This window comes from Marichromatium gracile (assembly GCF_004343155.1).
In the GTDB taxonomy this organism is placed as follows: Bacteria; Pseudomonadota; Gammaproteobacteria; order Chromatiales; family Chromatiaceae; genus Marichromatium; species Marichromatium gracile.
Genome location: NZ_SMDC01000004.1, coordinates 198,494 through 216,811 on the forward strand (window position 1 = coordinate 198,494; position 18,318 = coordinate 216,811).

Below are 18,318 nucleotides of genomic sequence, written 5' to 3' on the forward strand. Positions count from 1 at the left end.
CGGAAGAGAACGGCGCCCGATCCCCGGACGCATGTCACACATCAACGGACGTCGCTTCCATGGCGTCACCCGATCAAGTCCTGCATTCTAGCCGCGCTGCAGCAAGCGGAAAACAGCAGCGCCGCCATCATCCCCAGGCCGCCGCGTCGACCAGCACCTCGGCCCCGGCGGCCTCGGCCACCCGCGCCACCGGCAGCCCCGCCCCGGCGCGCCAGCGCATCAGCGCCTCGCGCTTGCCCGCGCCGGTGACCAGCACCAGCGTCTCGCGCCCGGCGGCCAGCGCGCCCGGGGTCAGACTGACCCGGTCGGCGGGCGGCTTGGGGGCCTGATGGACCGCCATCGTCAACGCCTCATCCTCGGGCATGGCGTGCCCGGGGAACAGGCTCGCGGTGTGACCGTCCTCGCCCATGCCCAGCAACACCAGATCGAACGGCAGCAAGGGCGCGATCAGCTCGGCGTAACGACGCGCCGCCGGCTCGGCACCGAGTTCGGCGGGGATCGGCAGGTGGTTGCGCGGCGGCAGACCGACCGGGTCGAGCCAGGCGGCGGCGATCGCGTGGCTGTTGCGCTCCGGATCATCGGCGGGGAGACAGCGCTCGTCGCCGTGCAGCACCAGCCAGCGCGACCAATCGCTGCGCGCGCGCGCCAGCCGCGCATAGACCTGCAACGGGGTCCGCCCGCCGGCGGCCACCAGCACGAAGCGTCCGCGCGCGGCGATCGCCCGCCGCGCCGCCTCCAGAACGCGCGCGGCGACGACCTCGGCCAGCGCCTCCGGGGTGTCATGCAGCTGGAATCCGACACCGGTGACAGACATGCTAGGATCTCCTCCAGTCATTACACTAAATGCGGATGGGGGCGCGGGCGCGGCGCGCCAAGCCCGCACCGCGCGGCTCGACACCCGCCGGCACGCGCCGACACACCATATTCGCACGTCACCCCGCCCAAGGGACGGGGCTTCTCGCGGAGGATTGGATGAAGATACTGCTGGTCGATGACTCCAAGTCGGCGCGCTATGCGCTGCGGCTCCAGCTCCAACGCCATGATGTCGAGGTCGAGACCGCCGACTCGGCCGAGGCCGCCTTCGAGATCCTCGAACGCGAGCTGCCCGACGCCATCCTGATGGACCACATGATGCCCGGGCTCAACGGCTTCGAGGCGCTCGAGGTGCTCAAGCAGAACCCGCGCACCGCCGCGATCCCGGTGGTGATGTGCTCCTCGCACGAAGAGGCCGACTTCGTCGAGACCGCGCGCCGCAAGGGCGTGCTCGGGGTGCTGCCCAAGTCGGTCGCCCCGGAGCGCCTGCCCGAGATCCTCGAGGAGCTGCGCACGGCCCTCGCCCAGCCGACGGCCACCGCGCCCGCGGCCACCACGACGGAACCGACACTGCCACCGGCACCGACCACGCCCCCCCCCACGCCGGCCAGCGCACCGGCCATCGACATGGCCGAACTCGATGCCCGCGTCTCCGCGCAGATCACCCGCACCCTCACCCCGCTGCTCGAGGACCTGCGGCGCGATCTCAGCGAGCAGCTGCGCGCCGAGGTTCGCCAGCAGCTCGACGCTCGTCAGGACATCTCCGAGGCCGAGCTGCAGGCACAGATCCGCGCCGCCCTGCCCGACCTGCTGCCGGACCTGCTGCGCATCGAACTCGAGGGCGAGCGCGCCCGGGTCGAGGAGATGATCGACGCCAGCCACCCCCAGCCCGAGGCGCTCTCGACCCTGGTCGAGCAGGCGCTGCAGGCGCACCTCGACCCGCTCGCCGAGCGCACCACCCGCCAAGCGCTGGTCGCCGCCCGACGCGAGGTCCAGGAGCAGAGCGAGACGATCGCCACCCAGGCCCACGCCGAGGTCGCCGAGGGGCTCGCTGCGCTACAGGCGCAGCTCAAGGTGGTGCGGCTGTGGGCGCTCTTTGCCGCGCTCGTCGGTATCGCCGCCGCCACCGTGGTGTGGCTGCTGCTCGGCGGTCTGGCTGCGGGATAAGCCGCGCGCGCTCATCCCGCCCCGGGATATCAAGCCGCTTCAAGTTACGCGCTGATGGCATTGAGACATCAGCGCTTTTCTAGTGCACACTCCTTGTCATTTCGATGTCGCCCGCCTATCCTTTTGCGGGTTCGTCACGGCCCGTGACGAGTGCGATCATCACAACACCCGCCGGCGCCACGCCTCGCACCCCTGCCCGGCGTCTCGTACCGGCGGCACGCACGGCCCCCTCCATGCTCGACGCTCGCCGCCAGCGAGGAAGGCGTGGCCCGGTGAAACACACGCGGCCGCGCCCCGCCGACCGCGTCATGCAATCCTTGCCTCGGAGGGTTCGAGTTATGTATGAGTTCGCGGACGGCGGCGAGCAGCCGGCTGCCGACGACAACGGCTTCTTCATCGATCGTCGCAACTTCCTCGCCGCACTCGCCGCCACCTCGGCCGGCCTGCTCGGCGGCAGTCCCAGCTTCGTCGAGGCCGCCGCGCGCGATCACTCGCTCAACCACCAGGTCAACGACCTGGTGCAGCGACTCCGCCGCAAGGGCATCGTGCAGCCCAACGAGCAGACCTCCTGGTCGGTCTACGACTTCAGTACCGGCAAGAAGCTGGTGGCGATCAACGAGGACGTGCAGCGCCAGGCGGCGAGCATGATCAAGCCCTTCGTCGCCCAGGCCTACTTCTATCAGGTCACGCGATCGAGCCGGGTGCGCTACAACGACGATGTGCGCCATCACATGGAGCGGATGATCCAGCGCAGCAGCAACAGCGCCACCAACTGGCTGATCGATCGGGTCAGCGCAAACCGGGGGCGGCGCGGTCCGCGCGACGTCGAGGCCGAGCTCAAGCAGCACGCCCCCGGCATCTTCCGCCAGACCCGTATCATCGAGAAGATCCCGCCGGGCGGCGGCACCTACGCCAACAAGGCCTCGGCGCACGACTACAGCCGCTTCCTCTACGCCATCTGGAACGATCGCCTGCCCTACAGCGCCGAGCTGCGACGGCTGATGTGCCTGCCCAACAACGACCGCATCGTCACCCGGGTCTCGGCCATCGCGCACCCGCTACAGGTCTGCGACAAGACCGGCTCGACGGCCAAGCTGTGCGGCAACATGGGCATCATCGAGGCGCGCGACCGGCGCGGGCGCAAGCACGCCTACACCATGATCGGCATCATCGAGCGGCCCTCCCGAGCACAGAACTACACCCAGTGGATTCGCAGCCGCGGCGACGTCATCCGCCAGGTCTCCAACCTCGTCTACCTGCACATGAAGGACCGTCACGGATTGGTGTAGACGGGGCGCGGGCGGGTCCAGTCGGCAGTCGGCAGTCGGCAGTCGGCAGTCGGCAGTCGGCAGTCGGCAGTCGGCAGTCGGGTTGAACCGCAAAGGCGCGGAGGACGCAAAGGGATGCGGGGGGGCATCGTCGGTTGGATGAGCGGTGCATCGATTGGGTAGCCGATGGCAACCCAATCGACGTGCTCGGGAGGATGGGCCTTCAGTTTCCAGCCGTCAGCCGTCAGCCGTCCAAACAGCTTGAACCGCCAAGATACCGTCTTGCCCGTCAATCGCCGATCATGCACACCAACCTCCCCGACTGGAGGCTGGAAGCTGATCGCTGGAAGCTGGTTCGAACCGCCAAGGCGCGGAGGACGCAAAGGGATGCGGGGGTTCAGCGTCGCTGGTTGGATGATCGGTGCATCTAGTTGGGTTGCCGATGGCAACCCAACCCAGGTGATGGGCGGCTCGAGTCAGCGACCGGCTCACCTTCACGCCGACGCTCGGGCATCACACCCGCTGGCGGCTGAAGGCTGGTGGCTGGTCGCTCCCTCTCAACCGCGCCGCCAGGTGGTGCCCTGGGCGCCGTCCTCGAGGACGATGCCGGCCTCGGTGAGGGCGTCGCGCAGCCGGTCGGCCTCGGCCCAGTCGCGCGCGGCACGGGCGGCCTGGCGCTGGGCGATCATCGACTCGATGGCGGCGTCGTCGAGCCCGTCGGTGCCGCCGTCGCCGCCGCGCAGATAGCGCTCGGGGTCGTCCTGGAGGATGCCGATCACGCCCCCGAGACGGCGCAGCTCGGCGCCGAGCGCAGCGGCCTGCTCCGGCTCGCCGGCATCGCGCGCGCGGTTGACCTCGCGCGCCAGCTCGAAGAGCACCGCCAGCGCCTCCGGGGTGTTGAAGTCGTCGTCCATCGCCGCGGCGAAGCGGGTGGCGAACGCGCTCTCGGCCGGTGCCTCGGCCTCGGGCAGGCCGCGCAGCGCGGTGTAGAGGCGGGTGAGCGCACCGCGCGCCGACTGCAGCTGCTCGTCGGCGTAGTTGAGCGGGCTGCGGTAGTGACTGGTGAGGATGAAGTAGCGGATCTCCTCGGCCCGGAAACGCTCGAGCACCTCGCGCACGGTGAAGAAGTTGCCGAGCGACTTCGACATCTTCTCCTCGTTGATACGCACGAAGCCGTTGTGCATCCATACCTCGGCGAAGGGTTCGCCGGTGGCCCCTTCGGACTGGGCGATCTCGTTCTCGTGGTGGGGGAACTGCAGGTCGGCCCCGCCGCCGTGGATGTCGAAGTGGTTGCCGAGGCAGCAGGTGCTCATCGCCGAGCACTCGATGTGCCAGCCCGGACGCCCCTCGCCCCAGGGCGAGGACCAGCTCGGCTCGCCGGGCTTGGCGCCCTTCCACAGCGCGAAGTCGAGCGGGTCGCGCTTGGCCTCGCCGATCTCGACCCGGGCGCCGGCGCGCAGGTCCTGCGGGTCCTTGCCCGAGAGCTTGCCGTAGCCGGGGAAGCGCGAGACGGCGTAGTACACATCGCCGTTGTCGGCGGCATAGGCCAGCCCCTTGTCGATCAGGGTGGCGACCATCGCCTGGATCTCGTCGATGTGCGCGGTGGCGCGCGGCTCGCTGGTCGGCGGCAACACGCCGAGCGCGGCGGCATCCTCGTGCATCGCGGCGATGAAGCGCTCGGTCAGCGCGGCGCAGGATTCATCGTTCTCGGCGGCGCGACGGATGATCTTGTCGTCGATGTCGGTGATGTTGCGCACATAGGTCACCTCGTAGCCGAGCGCGCGCAGATAGCGATAGACCACGTCGAACACCACCATCACCCGGGCGTGGCCGAGGTGGCAGTAGTCGTAGACGGTCATGCCGCACACATACATGCGCACCTTGCCGGGCTCGAGCGGCTGGAAGGGGGTCTTCTGGCGGGTCAGGCTGTTGTAGATCTGTAGCATCGGGGTGACTTGGACTTCTCGCATTCCCGCGCGCGGCGCACGGACCAAAGCGTCAATGTTAGCAAAGGCGCGCCGTGAAGGGAGAGCCGCCAGCCGCCAGCCGCCAGCCGCCAGCCGCCAGCCGCCAGCCGCCAGCCGCCAGCCGCCAGGATTGAACCGCAAAGCCGCAAAGGGCGCAAAGGGCGCAAAGGGGTTCGAGTTGCAAGACCAGCCACCAGCCGCCAGCCACCAGTGGGAGTGCGCCCTCGACGACAGCACGGCTTGCCCGCATCCGTGACGCACGTTCTTGGCGCCAGTGTTTATGGATATCCAGCCACTGGCGGCTGGCGGCTGATCGCCGGCGGCTCTTCTTCCCTTCGCGGTTCAATCCCGGTTGCAAGCGACCAGCCCCCAGCGGCGTGCCCTCGACCTCGACGACAGCACGGCTTGCCCGCATCTGTGACGCACGTTCTTGGCGCCAGTGTTTGTGGATATCCAGCCACTGGCGGCTGGAGGCTGGAGGCTGATCGCCGGCGGCTCTTTCCCTTCGCGGTTCAATCCCGCTGATCGCTGACCACTGGCGGCTGGTCGCAGCCGGCCGCTCCACCTTTCACGTATCCAGCAAAGCCCTTACCATGTAACATCTGCGACCTTTGTGACCATCGGGTGGCCCCTGTGCCGACGGTGGTCGGGGTCCGGCCGAAGGGGTCAGACCAACACAGGCCGAGGGGCAATCCGTCCCCGGTGATGCGCCCCAGCGCCGAAGCACACAAAACCGTCGCCCTTGCGGGCGACCCGCTGTCCACCCCGTCCGCGAGGACGGGCCTCTCGCGGAGAGATTCATGATCAAACTCACCACCAATCACGGCGACATCCTGATCGAGCTCGACACCGAGCAAGCGCCCAAGACCTGCGCCAACTTCGAGCAGTACGTACGCGACGGCCACTACGACGGCACCCTCTTTCACCGCGTGATCGACGGCTTCATGATCCAGGGCGGCGGCATGAGCGCCGACTTCACCGCCAAGCCGACCCGTCGTCCGATCGAGAACGAGGCCAACAACGGGCTGAAGAACCTCACCGGCACCCTCGCCATGGCCCGCACCATGGAGCCGCACTCGGCCACCGCGCAGTTCTTCATCAACGTCGCCGACAACGGCTTCCTCGATTATCCCGGTCAGGACGGCTGGGGCTATTGCGTGTTCGGCCGGGTGGTCGAGGGCATGGAGACCGTCAACGCGATCAAGGGCGTGAGCACCGGCAGCCGCAACGGCCACCAGGACGTGCCCGTCGAGGACGTCGTCATCGAGCGCGCCGAGATCGTCGACTAGCGCGCCATCGCTCCCCGGCCCCCGCTCCGCCCCTGGCGCGGGCGGCCCCATCCCAGCCGATGCGACCCGACCCCATGGACGAGACACTCTTCGTCTCCGATGTCCATCTCTCACCGCAACGACCCGAGCTGACCCGGCTGTTCCTCGGCCTGCTGGCCGGACGGGCGCGCCGCGCCGAGCGTCTCTACATCCTCGGCGACCTGTTCGACGCCTGGATCGGCGACGATGACGACGAGCCGCTCCACCGCGAGGTCGCCGCCGCGCTCGCCGCACTCACCACCGCCGGCACCCGCTGCTTCATCCAGCACGGCAACCGCGACTTCCTCATCGGCAGACGCTTCGCCCGCGCCAGCGGCTGCCGGCTGATCGGCGACCCACACCCGATCACCCTCGACGGCGAGCGGGTGATCCTGATGCACGGCGATCTGCTCTGCACCGACGATCTCGCCTATCAGCGCTTCCGCCGCCGCGTGCGCAACCCGCTGGTACGGCGGCTGTTCCTGTGGCGCTCGCTGGCCTGGCGCAAGGCGCTGGCGGCCGACTATCGCCGCCGCAGCGCGGCGGCCAACGCCGACAAGAGCGCCGCGATCATGGATGTCACCGAGACGACGGTGGTGCGCTATCTGCGCCGTCATCGCGCCACCCGGCTGATCCACGGCCACACCCACCGTCCCGCCGATCACCGGCTGACGCTTGCCGGTCGCCCCGCCCTGCGCATGGTGCTCGCCGACTGGGACGAGCGCGGCGGCGAGCTGCTGGTCCACCGCCCCGGCAGCGGCTTCCATCGCGAGCCGCTGCGCCCCGCCGACTAACGCGACAGCGCCCGCGCGATCGCCGCGGCCAGCTCGTCCCAGGTCACCGGCTTGAGCAGCACCTCGGCGATACGCAACCGCACCAGATCGGCCTGCTTGATGGCGCAACCGTCGCCGGTGAGCATCAGCACCGCGATGCCGGTGTCGTTGCGACGGATCCGGCGCACCAGCTCCAGGCCGCTCATCCCCGGCATCATCTGATCGCTGATGAGCAGCTCGAAGCCGCCCTCGTCCTGCTCGAAACGGGCCAGTGCGGTGGCGGCATCGGCGCAGGCCTCGACCCGCGCGCCGGCACCGATCAGGGTCTCCTTGAGGTGGTGCAGGATCACCGGCTCGTCCTCGACCAGCAACACCCGCAGCCCCTCGATGTCGACCGGCTCGGCGCGCTCCGCGCTCGTCGGCTCGGGCGTCGAGCGGGGCTCGACCTCGGCGCTCGGCGGCAGCAGGATGTCGAAGCAGGCACCGCCGCCGGGCGCGGTGTCGATCAGCACGTGCCCGCCGTAGGTACGCATGATCCCGGAGACCACCGCCAGCCCCATCCCGGCACCCTCGCCGAGGCGCTTGGTGGTGAAGAAGGGCTCGAAGATCTGGTCGCGAACACTGGGGGCGATGCCCGGTCCCGAGTCGCTGACCCGGATACAGGCCCAGCCGCCCCGGACCTGCTCATGGCAGATCGCGCACTCGGCCTGTTCGAGATGACGCAGCCTCACCCCCACCGAGATCCGCCCCACCCCCTGCATGGCATCGCGGGCGTTGATGCAGAGGTTCATCAGCAGTTGCTGGAGATGGATCGGGTCGACGGTCACCGTCGGCGAGCGCGCCGGCCATTCGGTGACGATCTCCAACGTCGCCGGCAGCACCGAACGCAGCATCGAGAGGATCTCGCGCAACTTCGGCACCAGCAGCAGCGGTCGCGCCGACTCGGAGCGCTCGCCGCGCGAGCACACCAGCAGCTGACGCACCAGCGCGCGGGCGCCGTTGACCGCAGCCATGACCTGTTCGAGCTGGGCGTCGAGCCGTGGCTCTTGGGCGCCGAACTGACGCCGTGCCAGCTCCGCCACCCATTGGATACTGGCCAGGGTGTTGTTGAAGTCGTGGGCGATGCCGCTGGTGAGCTGGCCGATCGCCTCGAGCTTCTGCGCCTGCTGCAGGGCGCGCTGCAAGCGCGCCCGCTCGGTCTCGGCGCGCTTGCGCTCGGAGATGTCGCGGATCACCGTGACGATGTACTCCTCGCCCTCGGTGCTGGCGTGATGGGCGTTGACCTCGACCTCGAAGGAGCGCCCGTCGGCCAACTGGCCGTCGAGCTCGAAGGTCAGCCGACCGTCGCGCCGCACCCGTTCGAGCACGCGTGTCCAGCGTGCCGTCGAGCCCAGCGCGCCACCGAGATCGGTGACGCGCCGCTCGAGGATCTCCGGCGCCGAGCGCCCGACGAAATCGCAAAAGGTCTGGTTGGCGTCGAGATAACGGGCGGTGCGCGGATCGACCACCGCGATCATGTCGGTCGAGCAGTCGAGCAGATGACGGAAGCGGCGCAGCGAGCGCTCCGACTCGCGGTTGCGCTGGCGCTGACGCTCGCGCACGAAGATCGTGATCGCCCCCAGCAGCACGCAGAGAAAGAGCACCAGCGGCAGGGTGGCGAGCAGCGCATAACGATAGATCCGCCAGTTGGCGCGCTCGTGGACCATCAGCCAGGGCACGCCGTCGAGCTGGACACTGTGCACCCGCGCGCCGTCGAACATCTTGGTGACGCCCTGATAGGCACGCGCCAGGGCGAACAGCGCCGGGCGCGACTCGGCGAGCGAGGCGGGATAGCCGCCCGTCTCCGGCCCGGCGGCGGCGATCACCCGGCCGGTCATGTCGACGACATAGACCCGATCGCCCGAGCCCTGCTCGGGACCGAGATAGGCGCCGATCCGATCGAGCGTGAGATCGAAGCCGACGATGCCGTGGAAACGCCCCTCGCCATAGACCGGCGCACCGAAGGTGACCATCGGCCCACGCCCGGCGGCATCGAGATAGACCTCGGAGACATAGGGCCGACGCTGCGGATTGCGCGCCGGCAGCCCCTTGGCGTAGAGCTCGAAGTCGTGGATCGCCTCGGACATGAACAGCCGGTCGAACGGCAGATAGGGATAGAGCGACATGAAGCCGCGCGCCGAGATGTAATAGACCCAGGGCGTCTGCGGATAGGCGCGACGCACCCAGCGAAAGGCTGGCTCGAGCGCCAGCGCCATCGCCAGCTCGCGGTGCAGCGCCGGATCGTCCTCGAGCACGCCCTCCCCGGTGAGGTTGAGACGCGCCTCGGGGCGCGCCGGCGGCGCCAGCCCGACCAGACCATAGCCGTCCTGGTCGGGGACCGGGCCGAGCAGCCGCAGTCGATCGAGCGCGCGCGGCCCGGGATCGGCCAGCCCCGCCTCGGCGGCGGTGCGCAGCGCATCGGCGGTGTCCAGCGCGCGGTGGGTCACCGCGCCGAGCAGCAGCGCCAGACGCTCGCTGCGATGCTCGAAGCGCGCCACCTCCCCGTGGATGGCGACCAGGCCGTGGAGCACGACGCCCCCGAGCAAGGCCGCGAGGATCGCCAGCCGCACCAGCAGGGTCTGCGCCCGCGCCCGCGCCGGCATCAGCACAGCCCACGCAATGACAATGACGGCGCGCTCATCCCGCAGTCCTCAACGCCGCTCGGGATTGATCTGATCGGGCCGCAGCCTGGGGGTGAAATAATCATCGGCGGCCTCGGGGGCGACCTCGGTCCCGGCAGCATCGACCAGCGGCTGGTCGTCGTCCTTCCAGCCGCGCAGCCCGAGACGCAACGACACCACCTGCCGATAGCCGAGCACCTGCAGCGCGTGCGCGGCGAGCACGCTGCGATTGCCCGAGCGGCACACCACCACCACCTCGCGCTCGCGCGCCTCGACCAGCGCGGGGACGGTCTCCTCGTAGTCCCACTCGCAGGCCGACTCGAGGATGCCGCGCGGCACGTTGATCGAGCCCGGCAGGTGCATGGCGGCGAACTCCTCGGGTTCGCGCACGTCGACGATCAGCGGCGCCGGCGCGCGCTCGAGCCGCTCGGCCAGATCCCAGGGCATGACCTCGCGGACCTCGGTCAGACAGTGCTGGATCAGTTGCAGAAAACGCTTCATGCGGACACTCCCCCCTGCGCCTCGCACGCGATCCACCGCAGGCCGTCGCAGACGGACACGAAGCGAATGGACCGCGCTGCACAACGCCCGACGCTTCGGCTCGGCGCCAGGCAAAACGGTTCATTGGATCATCATTGCGTGGATTTTGTCATTGATAAACCGAAAGCGCTCAGGATTCTCCCGCGCCGCCACGCGCGCACAGCCCGCGCTCGACGGCGATCACCGCCGCCTCCACCCGCGAGTGCACCTCGAGCTTGCGCAGGATCGCCTTGACGTGGAGCTTGACGGTGCCGTCGGAGATCCCGAGGCGCCGCGCGATCGCCTTGTTGCTCTGTCCCTCGGCGAGATGACAGAGGATCTCCTGCTCGCGCGGGGTCAGCTCGGGCGCGCCGCCGCTCGGGGCCGCGCCGGCGTGCCCGCCCTCGGCCTGCACCGCGCGCGCCAGCACCACCGCCAGCTCGGGGGCGACCACGGTGCGCCCGGCGACGATGTCGCCGAGCGCGGCGATCAGCGCGTCGGGCTCCATGTCCTTGAGCAGATAGCCCTGCGCGCCCTGCTGCAGCGAGGTGATGACGTCGCGCTCCTCGGCGCTGGTGGTGAGCATCGCCACCGGCATGCGCAGCTCCGCGGCGCGCAGCGCGCGCAACAGCTCCAGCCCGGTGAGCTGCGGCATGCGCATGTCGAGCAACACCACGTCGGGGGCGTGCTCGCGCGCCCGCGCCACCCCCTCGGCGGCGTTGCCGACGGCCACCACCTCGATGCCGCGCCGTTCGAGCAGCGCCTGCAGCCCGAACCGGAACAACGCATGATCGTCGATCAGCAACACCCGCATCAGTCCGTCTCCCAGGCCGGGCGGCGCCCGGCGTCGAATACCACCTCGACCCGGGTGCCCTCGCCCGGCTCGCTCTCGATGTGCAGCGCGGCGTCGATGCGCCGCGCCCGCTCCTCCATGATCGACAGCCCGATGTGCTCGCCGGGGTGGGCGCCGTCGACCGGCGCGCTGAAGCCCACCCCGTCGTCCTCGATCAGCAGCACGTAGCGCGCCCCCTCGCGGGTGAGCAGCACCCGCACCGTGTGGGCGCGGGCGTGCTTGCGGATGTTGGCCAGCGACTCCTGGGCGATGCGCAGCAGTTGCAGCTCGGCGGCGGCGGCCAGCTCGAAGGGCCGGGTGTCGTTCTGGAACAGCACATGGATGCCGGTCTCGCCGCCGAAGCGCTCGGTGAGCTTGGCCAGCGCCGGCACCAGCCCGCGACGATCGAGCGGCGCGCGGAAGCTCGCCAGCAGCTCGCGCAGCTCGGTATGGGCCTCGTCGAGTCCGTTGCGGATGCGCGCCAGATCGGTGCGCGCTGGCGCCGGGATCGGCGCCTCGGCCAGCGCGTCGGCGAGCATCCGGCACTGGAAGCGCAGGCTCGCCAGGGTCTGGGCGAGCGAGTCGTGCAGCTCGTGGGCGAGCGCGTTGCGCTCCTCGACGATCGACAGGCGCCGCGCCTCGGCGTCCGAGCGCTGCTTGGCGATCGCCATGCCGAGATGATGGCCGACGGTGAACAGCAGATCCATGATGTCCTCGCGCATGCTCACCCCGGGGCGGTCGACGAAGATGCTGTAGACCCCGAGCAGCTCGTCGCGATGCTCCAGCGGCACCGTCACCACCTCGACCTCGGAGCTGGCGAACATCCGCCGCCCGTAGATGCGGGCGCAGTAGCGCGCGTCCTGATCGCAGAGGATCTCGCCGGGGGCGAGCACGTTACCGCACAGACAGAGATCGACCGGGGCCATGTCCTGCTCGCGCACCAGATCGTCGTCGAGCCCGATCGCGCCGACCAACCGGCGGCTGCCGTCGGGCTGCACCAGGCGCACCGTCGCCGCGCGACCGTTGACCATCTCCTTGAGCACCCGCAGGAAACGCAGCAGCAGCGCCTCCAGGCTCTCGGCCTGATGGATGCCGGCGGCAACATCGTAGAGGATCTTCAGCGAGGCGGTCTTCTGCGCCAGACGCCGGGTCTGGCGCGCGACGCGGTTGTCCATGTCCTCGTAGAGATCGGTCAGCTCGGCGTTGAGGTCGCGGATGTCCTCGGCGATCGGCGCCAGCACGCCAAGATCACGCAGCTGCTCGCTCGCCCCCGGCTCGCCCTGACAGACCCGCGAGAGCGACTGCTCGAGCCGCGCCAGCGGCGCCAGCAGACCGCGGCGCAGCCGCCGCCACACCAGCGCCAGCGCCGCCGCGCCGAGCAGCGCGGCGGCGAGCGCGAGCGCCCGCGTCCAGTCCGCCGGCGCCGGCGCCGCGAGCGCCGCCAGCGCCACCGCGCCGAGCAGCGCCAGCAGCGGCGCGCGCAACCCCAGCGCCGCGAGCAGCGCGCGCACCCGCCGCCCCTCGTCGAATCCCTCCGCGCTCAGGCGTCGCCGCGCGCCACCGATCCGCATCGTCCATCCTCCCTAGCTCGACTGCGCACCCTCGCGCTGCTGCAACTCCCACATCGCCGCGTACTGACCGCCGGCGGCGAGCAACTGCTGGTGGGTCCCCTGCTCGCGGATACGCCCGGCCTCCATCACCAGGATGCGGTCGGCCTCGACCACCGTCGAGAGACGGTGCGCGATCACCAGGGTGGTGTGGTTCTCGGCGACCTCGGCCAGGGTCTGCTGGATGGCCTGCTCGGTGTGGCTGTCGAGCGACGAGGTGGCCTCGTCGAAGACCAGGATGCGCGGGCGCTTGAGGATGGTGCGGGCGATCGCCACGCGCTGCTTCTCGCCGCCGGAGAGCTTGAGCCCGCGCTCGCCGACCACCGTCTCCCAACCATCGGGCAGCGACTCGATGAAGTCGCGAATGTGCGCCATCTCGGCGGCCTGCTCGATCTCGGCGCGGCTCGCCCCGGGGCGACCGTAGGCGAGATTGTAATAGATGCTCTCGTTGAACAGCACGGTGTCCTGCGGGACGATGCCGATGGCCGCGCGCAGGCTGTCCTGGGAGACGGCGCGGATGTCCTGACCATCGATCAGCACCCGCCCGCCGATCGGGTCGTAGAAGCGAAACAGCAGCCGCGACAGCGTCGACTTGCCCGCGCCGCTGTGCCCGACCACCGCCACCGTCTGCCCGGCGGGGATGGTGAAGTCGACATCGCGGAGGATGGCGCGCTCGGGCTGGTAGTGGAAATCGACGTGCTCGAAGCGCACCTCGCCGGTGCGCAGCGCCAGCGCCGGGGCGCCCGGGGCGTCCTCGATCTCGGGCTCGCGTTCGAGCAGCTTGAACACCAGATCCATGTCGGCCAGCGCGTACTTGATCTGGCGATAGACGATGCCGAGCATCCCGAGCGGGATGAACAGCTGCAGCAACAAGGCGTTGACCAGCACCAGATCGCCGATGCTCATGCTGCCGTCGACCACCCCGCGGGCGGCGAGGATCATGATCAGGGTGACGCCGACGGAGATGATCGCCCCCTGGCCGAAGTTGAGCACCGACATCGAGTTCTGGCTGCGTACCGCCAACCCCTCCCAGGCGTCGAGGGTGGCGTCGTAGCGTTCCAGCTCCAGGCGCTCGTTGCCGAAGTACTTCACCGTCTCGTAGTTCATCAGGCTGTCGAAGGCCTGACTGTTGCCCTGCGAGTCGAACCGGTTCATCTGGCGGCGGTAGTCCATCCGCCACTCGGTGATGGCAAAGGTGAAGACGAAATAGACCGCCACCGTGGCGAAGGTCACCAGGGTGAAGCTCAGCGCATACTGCCCGAGCAGCACCACCGCGATCAGCAGGAACTCGACCACCACCGGCAGCACGCTGAACACCACATAGTTGAGGATGGTCGAGACCGAGCGGGTGCCGCGCTCCAGATCGCGACTGATCGCCCCGCTCTGGCGCCCCAGGTGGTAGCGCAGCGAGAGCCGGTGCAGGTGGGTCAGCACCCGCGTCGAGAGCCGACGCATGGCGCGATAGCGCACCCGCGCGAAGACCACGTCGCGCAACTCGTTGAACAGCGAGGACGAGAGCTTGAGCGCGCCGTAGCCGAGCAGCAACGTCAGCGGCAGCACCAGCGCCTGGGCCTCGGGGTGCTCGAAGGCGTCGACGATCTCCTTGAGCAGCATCGGCACCCCGACGTTGGCCACCTTCGCCAGCACCAGACAGCCGATGGCCAGCGCCGCGCGCCCCCGGAACTCCCAGAGGAAGGGCAACATCGCCCGCAGATTGTGCCAGTCACGGCGGTCGCCGTGGATGCGCTCGGTGGCGGAGATTCGTTTCATGGGCATGGCTTGAGCCGGCGCGCCGGCTTGGCTGGAGGTGGAACAACGGACGTCGTGGCGCACCACGCCGGGGCACGAGACCCCGACCGGCACGTCCGGCGTTCAGGGGAAGCAATTATGCGGCCAAGCGCGGTTGGGCTCCAGCGTGGCCAGACAAGCCGCTGTCATGACGGCCCCATCCAGCGGGGTTGGTGCAGGAGACGGATTTGAACCACGAAGTCGCGAAGAGCGCGAAGGATTTTCGTGTCGGGGCCGGCGCCTCACACGTCTTGTGACACGCCCCGTTGTTCGGTCAGAATCCTGGAGGCCAATGGATGAACAGATTTCGGGAGCCGTCGCCGTCATGGAACACCCTATCACCCAACCTCCCTTCGTTGGCGCCTCGCGCATGCGGCTCGTTGACGGTTTGTTCTCGGTGCTGGATGAGGTCAAGGCACAGGGCGAGACCCGGTTGGTCTCACTGGAGGCGCCCTCCGGCTGGGGAAAGACGCGAGTCGCCCAGGAGTTCTACGCCCGGCTCGCCGCGCGCGAGGCCGAGAGCAATCCCGAACGCTACTGGCCGGCCAGCATCCTCGACACCATTCCGCAGGCCCGGCTCGATCAGGTCGGCTCGCGGCGCAAGCATGTCTACCCCAAGTGGGTCGAGCGCACGCCCAATGCCCTACCGAGCTTCTTCTGGTGGGGCATCGCCTGCGACATGCGCAGCGACGGCACCCCATCGGAGGCCTTGCTCACCGATCTGCGCCAACTCGAAACGCACGCCCTTTATCTGGAAGCGGCCTGGGCGGCGGCGGTCTCGTTCAAGGAGCGACATTTCCCCAGTCTCGAGCAGGCCCGCACGCGCTTTCTCAGCGCCCGAAAAGCGATCATGGAGGCAGGTTTTGATGAACTCGTCGGCTTCGGCATCGGAAAGGCACTGGAACTCACCCTTCCAGGCGGCGGCATCCTCGCGCAAATCGCCCGACTCACGGCGGGCAAGGCCATCGAAGGCAGACGCAACGCGGCCCACATCAAGGCCGGTGGCCGCCTGGAGATGGATCAACCGACGGATATCATCGACGGGTCGGTCAACCTCATCACCCGGCTCGCCCACCCCGAACTGCCATTCGTCATCTTCGTCGAGGATCTGCACCGCGCCACACCACTGGTCGAAGAGTTGCTGGCCCGACTGGTGCGCTCGAACGCCGCCATCCTCATCATCACCAGCACCTGGCCGGGAGAACTCGAAAGGCTCACGCAGCTCAACACGCTGCTGGAGGACGCAACCCTGCGGCAGCGCTGCCGACGTGTCCGCCATGATCAGCCACCGCCCCCGTCCTTCCCGGCTGATGCCTCTCTCGACGCCCTCCCCACCGAGTCCCTGGCCGAGCTGGTGAGCGCCTACTACCCAGGCACGGCCGCCGAAGTCGTGGATCATCTGGCGCGGCGCTACAACAACCCACTCCCGCTGGAGCTGGTCTGCACCATGCCAAAGCTCCAGCGTCGCTATGGCGGCCGCGCACTCGAACTCAGCCCGGAGACGATCGACGCCCTGCCCGACAACGACGTCCATGCACTCTATCGCGCACTCTGGGAGGAACTACCAGAGACTGCCCGCCAGGCCCTCGCCCTGGCCACGCTCGCCATCCCGGATCGCGCCAACGCCTGGCACAACGGCTTCACCGGTCAGGCCATCGCGGCCTGCAGCGATCTGACCGACAACACGCGCATCGCCGAGCACCTGACAACAGACCAAATCCCCCATGGCTGGGTGCGGGCCATCGAGGCCCTGCTTCGTCGCTTCAACGAGCCAGATCAGCGGCAGATCGCCGAGGAAGAGCGCGGGCAATTCCTCTTCGATCCTGACATCGACGCCTTCTATCGACACCTCGGGGAACAGATCCGACACCAAGCCCCCGGAGAGACCGAGCGCGAGACCCAACATCGGGCCTGGCTCACGCTCACGCTCCACCACCAGGGCAAGGGCGAGATCACCGACACCGAGGCCCTGATGGCCATTCGAACCCTCCAGCAAGCCCTGGCCGACCTGCCACGAGAACTGCCGACCCGGATCCGGCTGGGCGACTATCTGGAGCGATTGCAGGTCAACGAGGATTCGACTGAGTTACTCGAGGCAAGGGCAGCTTATAGTCGAGCCCTTGGAGAATCGGGAAAGCTTGAAAAGGCACTCAACAGCCTGCAGACCCTGCTCGCCGATCAGATCCGCATCCTCGGACCCGACCACACCGGCACGCTCACCACGCGCAACAACATCGCTTACTGGCAAGCAGAGTCCGGTGCCATCAAGGAGGCGCTCGCGGCCTTCGAGGCCCTGCTCGCCGATCAAACCCGCATCCTCGGGCCCGATCACCCCGACACGCTTACCACGCGCAACAACATCGCTCTCTGGCAAGCCGAGTCCGGCGCCATCGCCGCCGCGCTCGCCGCCTTCGAGGCCCTGCTCGCCGATCAAACCCGCATCCTCGGGCCCGATCACCCCGACACGCTCTCCATGCGCAACAACATCGCCGCCTGGCAAGCCGAGTCCGGTGCCATCGAGGACGCGCTCGCCGCCTTCGAGGCCCTGCTCGCCGATCAAACCCGCATCCTCGGGCCCGATCACCCCGACACGCTCAGAACGCGCAGCAATATCGCTTACTGGCAAGCCCAGTCCGGCGCCATCGCGGACGCGCTCGCGGCCTTCGAGGACCTGCTCGCCGACCGAACCCGCATCCTCGGGCCCGACCACCCCGACACGCTCAAAACGCGCAACCACATCGCTTCCTTGCAAGCCGAGTCCGGCGCCATCGCGGACGCGCTCGCCGCCTTCGAGGCCCTGCTCGCCGATCAAACCCGCATCCTCGGGCCCGATCACCCCGACACGCTCGCCACGCGCCACAACATCGCTTACTGGCAAGCACAGTCCGGCGCCATCGAGGACGCGCTCGCCGCCTTCGAGGCCCTGCTCGCCGATCAAACCCGCATCCTCGGGCCCGATCACCCCGACACGCTCAGGACGCGCAGCAATATCGCTTACTGGCAAGCCCAGTCCGGCGCCATCGCGGACGCGCTCGCCGCCTTCAAGGCTCTGCTCGCCGACCGAACCCGCATCCTCGGGCCCGATCACCCCGACACGCTCAACACGCGCAACAACATCGCTCACTGGCAAGCCGAGTCCGGCGCCATCGCGGACGCGCTCGCCGCCGCCGAGGCCTTGCTCACCGATCACACCCGTATCCTTGGACCTGATCACCCCGACACGCTCAGAACGCGCAGTAATATCGCTCTCTGGCAAGCCGAGTCCGGCGCCATCGAGGACGCGCTCACGGCCTTCGAGGCCCTGCTCGCCGATCAAACCCGCATCCTCGGGCCCGATCACCCCGACACGCTCACCACGCGCCACAACATCGCTTCCTGGCAAGCCAAATCCGGCGCCATCGAGGACGCACTCGCCGCCTTCGAGACCCTGCTCCCCGATTACACCCGCATCCTCGGGCCCGATCACCCACACACGCTCGCCACACGAGAAAACATCACTTATTTGGAAAAGAAAGTAAGTAGCGCAAGACACACAAAGATCTCTACCGATTTACAGATAGAATGGTCGACAACGTGGTGACAAGCGCGGATCGGCACGCCCAACGAGCGGTCTGACT

The 18,318-nt window shown here is 68.8% G+C and carries 12 protein-coding genes; 5 read left to right on the forward strand and 7 right to left on the reverse strand.

Going from position 1 to position 18,318, the window contains the following annotated elements; translation table 11 throughout:
• Positions 1-127: 127 nt before the first annotated feature.
• Positions 128-814 (reverse strand): 6-phosphogluconolactonase, encoded by a 687-nt coding sequence (gene pgl / locus EDC29_RS08470; RefSeq protein WP_123141013.1) that lies wholly within the window; start codon positions 812-814, stop codon positions 128-130.
• 158 nt (positions 815-972) lie between these two features.
• Here pgl and EDC29_RS08475 point away from each other — a divergent pair, with 158 nt between their 5' ends.
• Together EDC29_RS08475 and EDC29_RS08480 are read left to right on the forward strand one after the other, a co-directional pair.
• Positions 973-1,980: a response regulator gene (locus EDC29_RS08475; RefSeq protein WP_132229413.1), complete on the forward strand. Its 1,008-nt coding sequence runs from the start codon at positions 973-975 to the stop codon at positions 1,978-1,980.
• Positions 1,981-2,318: 338 nt separating this feature from the next.
• A complete protein-coding gene (locus EDC29_RS08480) occupies positions 2,319-3,269 on the forward strand; it encodes a serine hydrolase (protein ID WP_123141015.1) in 951 nt (316 codons plus the stop codon).
• Between the two features lie 536 nt (positions 3,270-3,805).
• Here the strand turns inward: EDC29_RS08480 and cysS are convergent.
• On the reverse strand, positions 3,806-5,194 hold the full coding sequence (gene cysS, locus EDC29_RS08490; protein WP_132229496.1) for a cysteine--tRNA ligase: 1,389 nt from the start codon (positions 5,192-5,194) through the stop codon (positions 3,806-3,808).
• Positions 5,195-6,015: 821 nt separating this feature from the next.
• Here cysS and EDC29_RS08500 point away from each other — a divergent pair.
• Complete coding sequence (locus EDC29_RS08500; RefSeq protein WP_123141017.1) at positions 6,016-6,504, forward strand: peptidylprolyl isomerase; 489 nt, start codon at positions 6,016-6,018, stop codon at positions 6,502-6,504.
• Between the two features lie 74 nt (positions 6,505-6,578).
• Positions 6,579-7,316, forward strand: coding sequence for a UDP-2,3-diacylglucosamine diphosphatase (locus EDC29_RS08505; protein WP_123142903.1), 738 nt, complete (start codon positions 6,579-6,581; stop codon positions 7,314-7,316).
• Here the strand turns inward: EDC29_RS08505 and EDC29_RS08510 are convergent.
• The 5 genes from EDC29_RS08510 to EDC29_RS08530 all read right to left on the reverse strand — a co-directional run bounded on the left by EDC29_RS08510 (position 7,313) and on the right by EDC29_RS08530 (position 14,683).
• Positions 7,313-9,937 carry a hybrid sensor histidine kinase/response regulator gene (locus EDC29_RS08510; RefSeq protein ID WP_132229415.1) on the reverse strand — a complete coding sequence of 875 codons (2,625 nt, stop codon included), beginning with the start codon at positions 9,935-9,937 and terminating at the stop codon, positions 7,313-7,315. The genes EDC29_RS08505 and EDC29_RS08510 overlap by 4 nt on opposite strands.
• A gap of 48 nt (positions 9,938-9,985) precedes the next feature.
• Entirely contained in the window at positions 9,986-10,456 is a 471-nt protein-coding gene (locus EDC29_RS08515) for a rhodanese-like domain-containing protein (protein WP_123141020.1), read from the reverse strand.
• Between the two features lie 169 nt (positions 10,457-10,625).
• Positions 10,626-11,288, reverse strand: coding sequence for a response regulator (locus EDC29_RS08520; RefSeq protein WP_132229417.1), 663 nt, complete (start codon positions 11,286-11,288; stop codon positions 10,626-10,628).
• Entirely contained in the window at positions 11,288-12,877 is a 1,590-nt protein-coding gene (locus tag EDC29_RS08525) for a histidine kinase (protein WP_132229419.1), read from the reverse strand. Before EDC29_RS08525 ends, EDC29_RS08520 begins: the two co-directional genes overlap by 1 nt.
• A gap of 12 nt (positions 12,878-12,889) precedes the next feature.
• Positions 12,890-14,683, reverse strand: a complete 1,794-nt coding sequence (locus EDC29_RS08530; RefSeq protein ID WP_132229421.1) for an ABCB family ABC transporter ATP-binding protein/permease — start codon at positions 14,681-14,683, stop codon at positions 12,890-12,892.
• Positions 14,684-14,993: 310 nt separating this feature from the next.
• Here EDC29_RS08530 and EDC29_RS08535 point away from each other — a divergent pair, with 310 nt between their 5' ends.
• Positions 14,994-18,281 (forward strand): tetratricopeptide repeat protein, encoded by a 3,288-nt coding sequence (locus EDC29_RS08535; RefSeq protein ID WP_165913468.1) that lies wholly within the window; start codon positions 14,994-14,996, stop codon positions 18,279-18,281.
• The last annotated feature ends 37 nt before the right edge of the window (positions 18,282-18,318 follow it).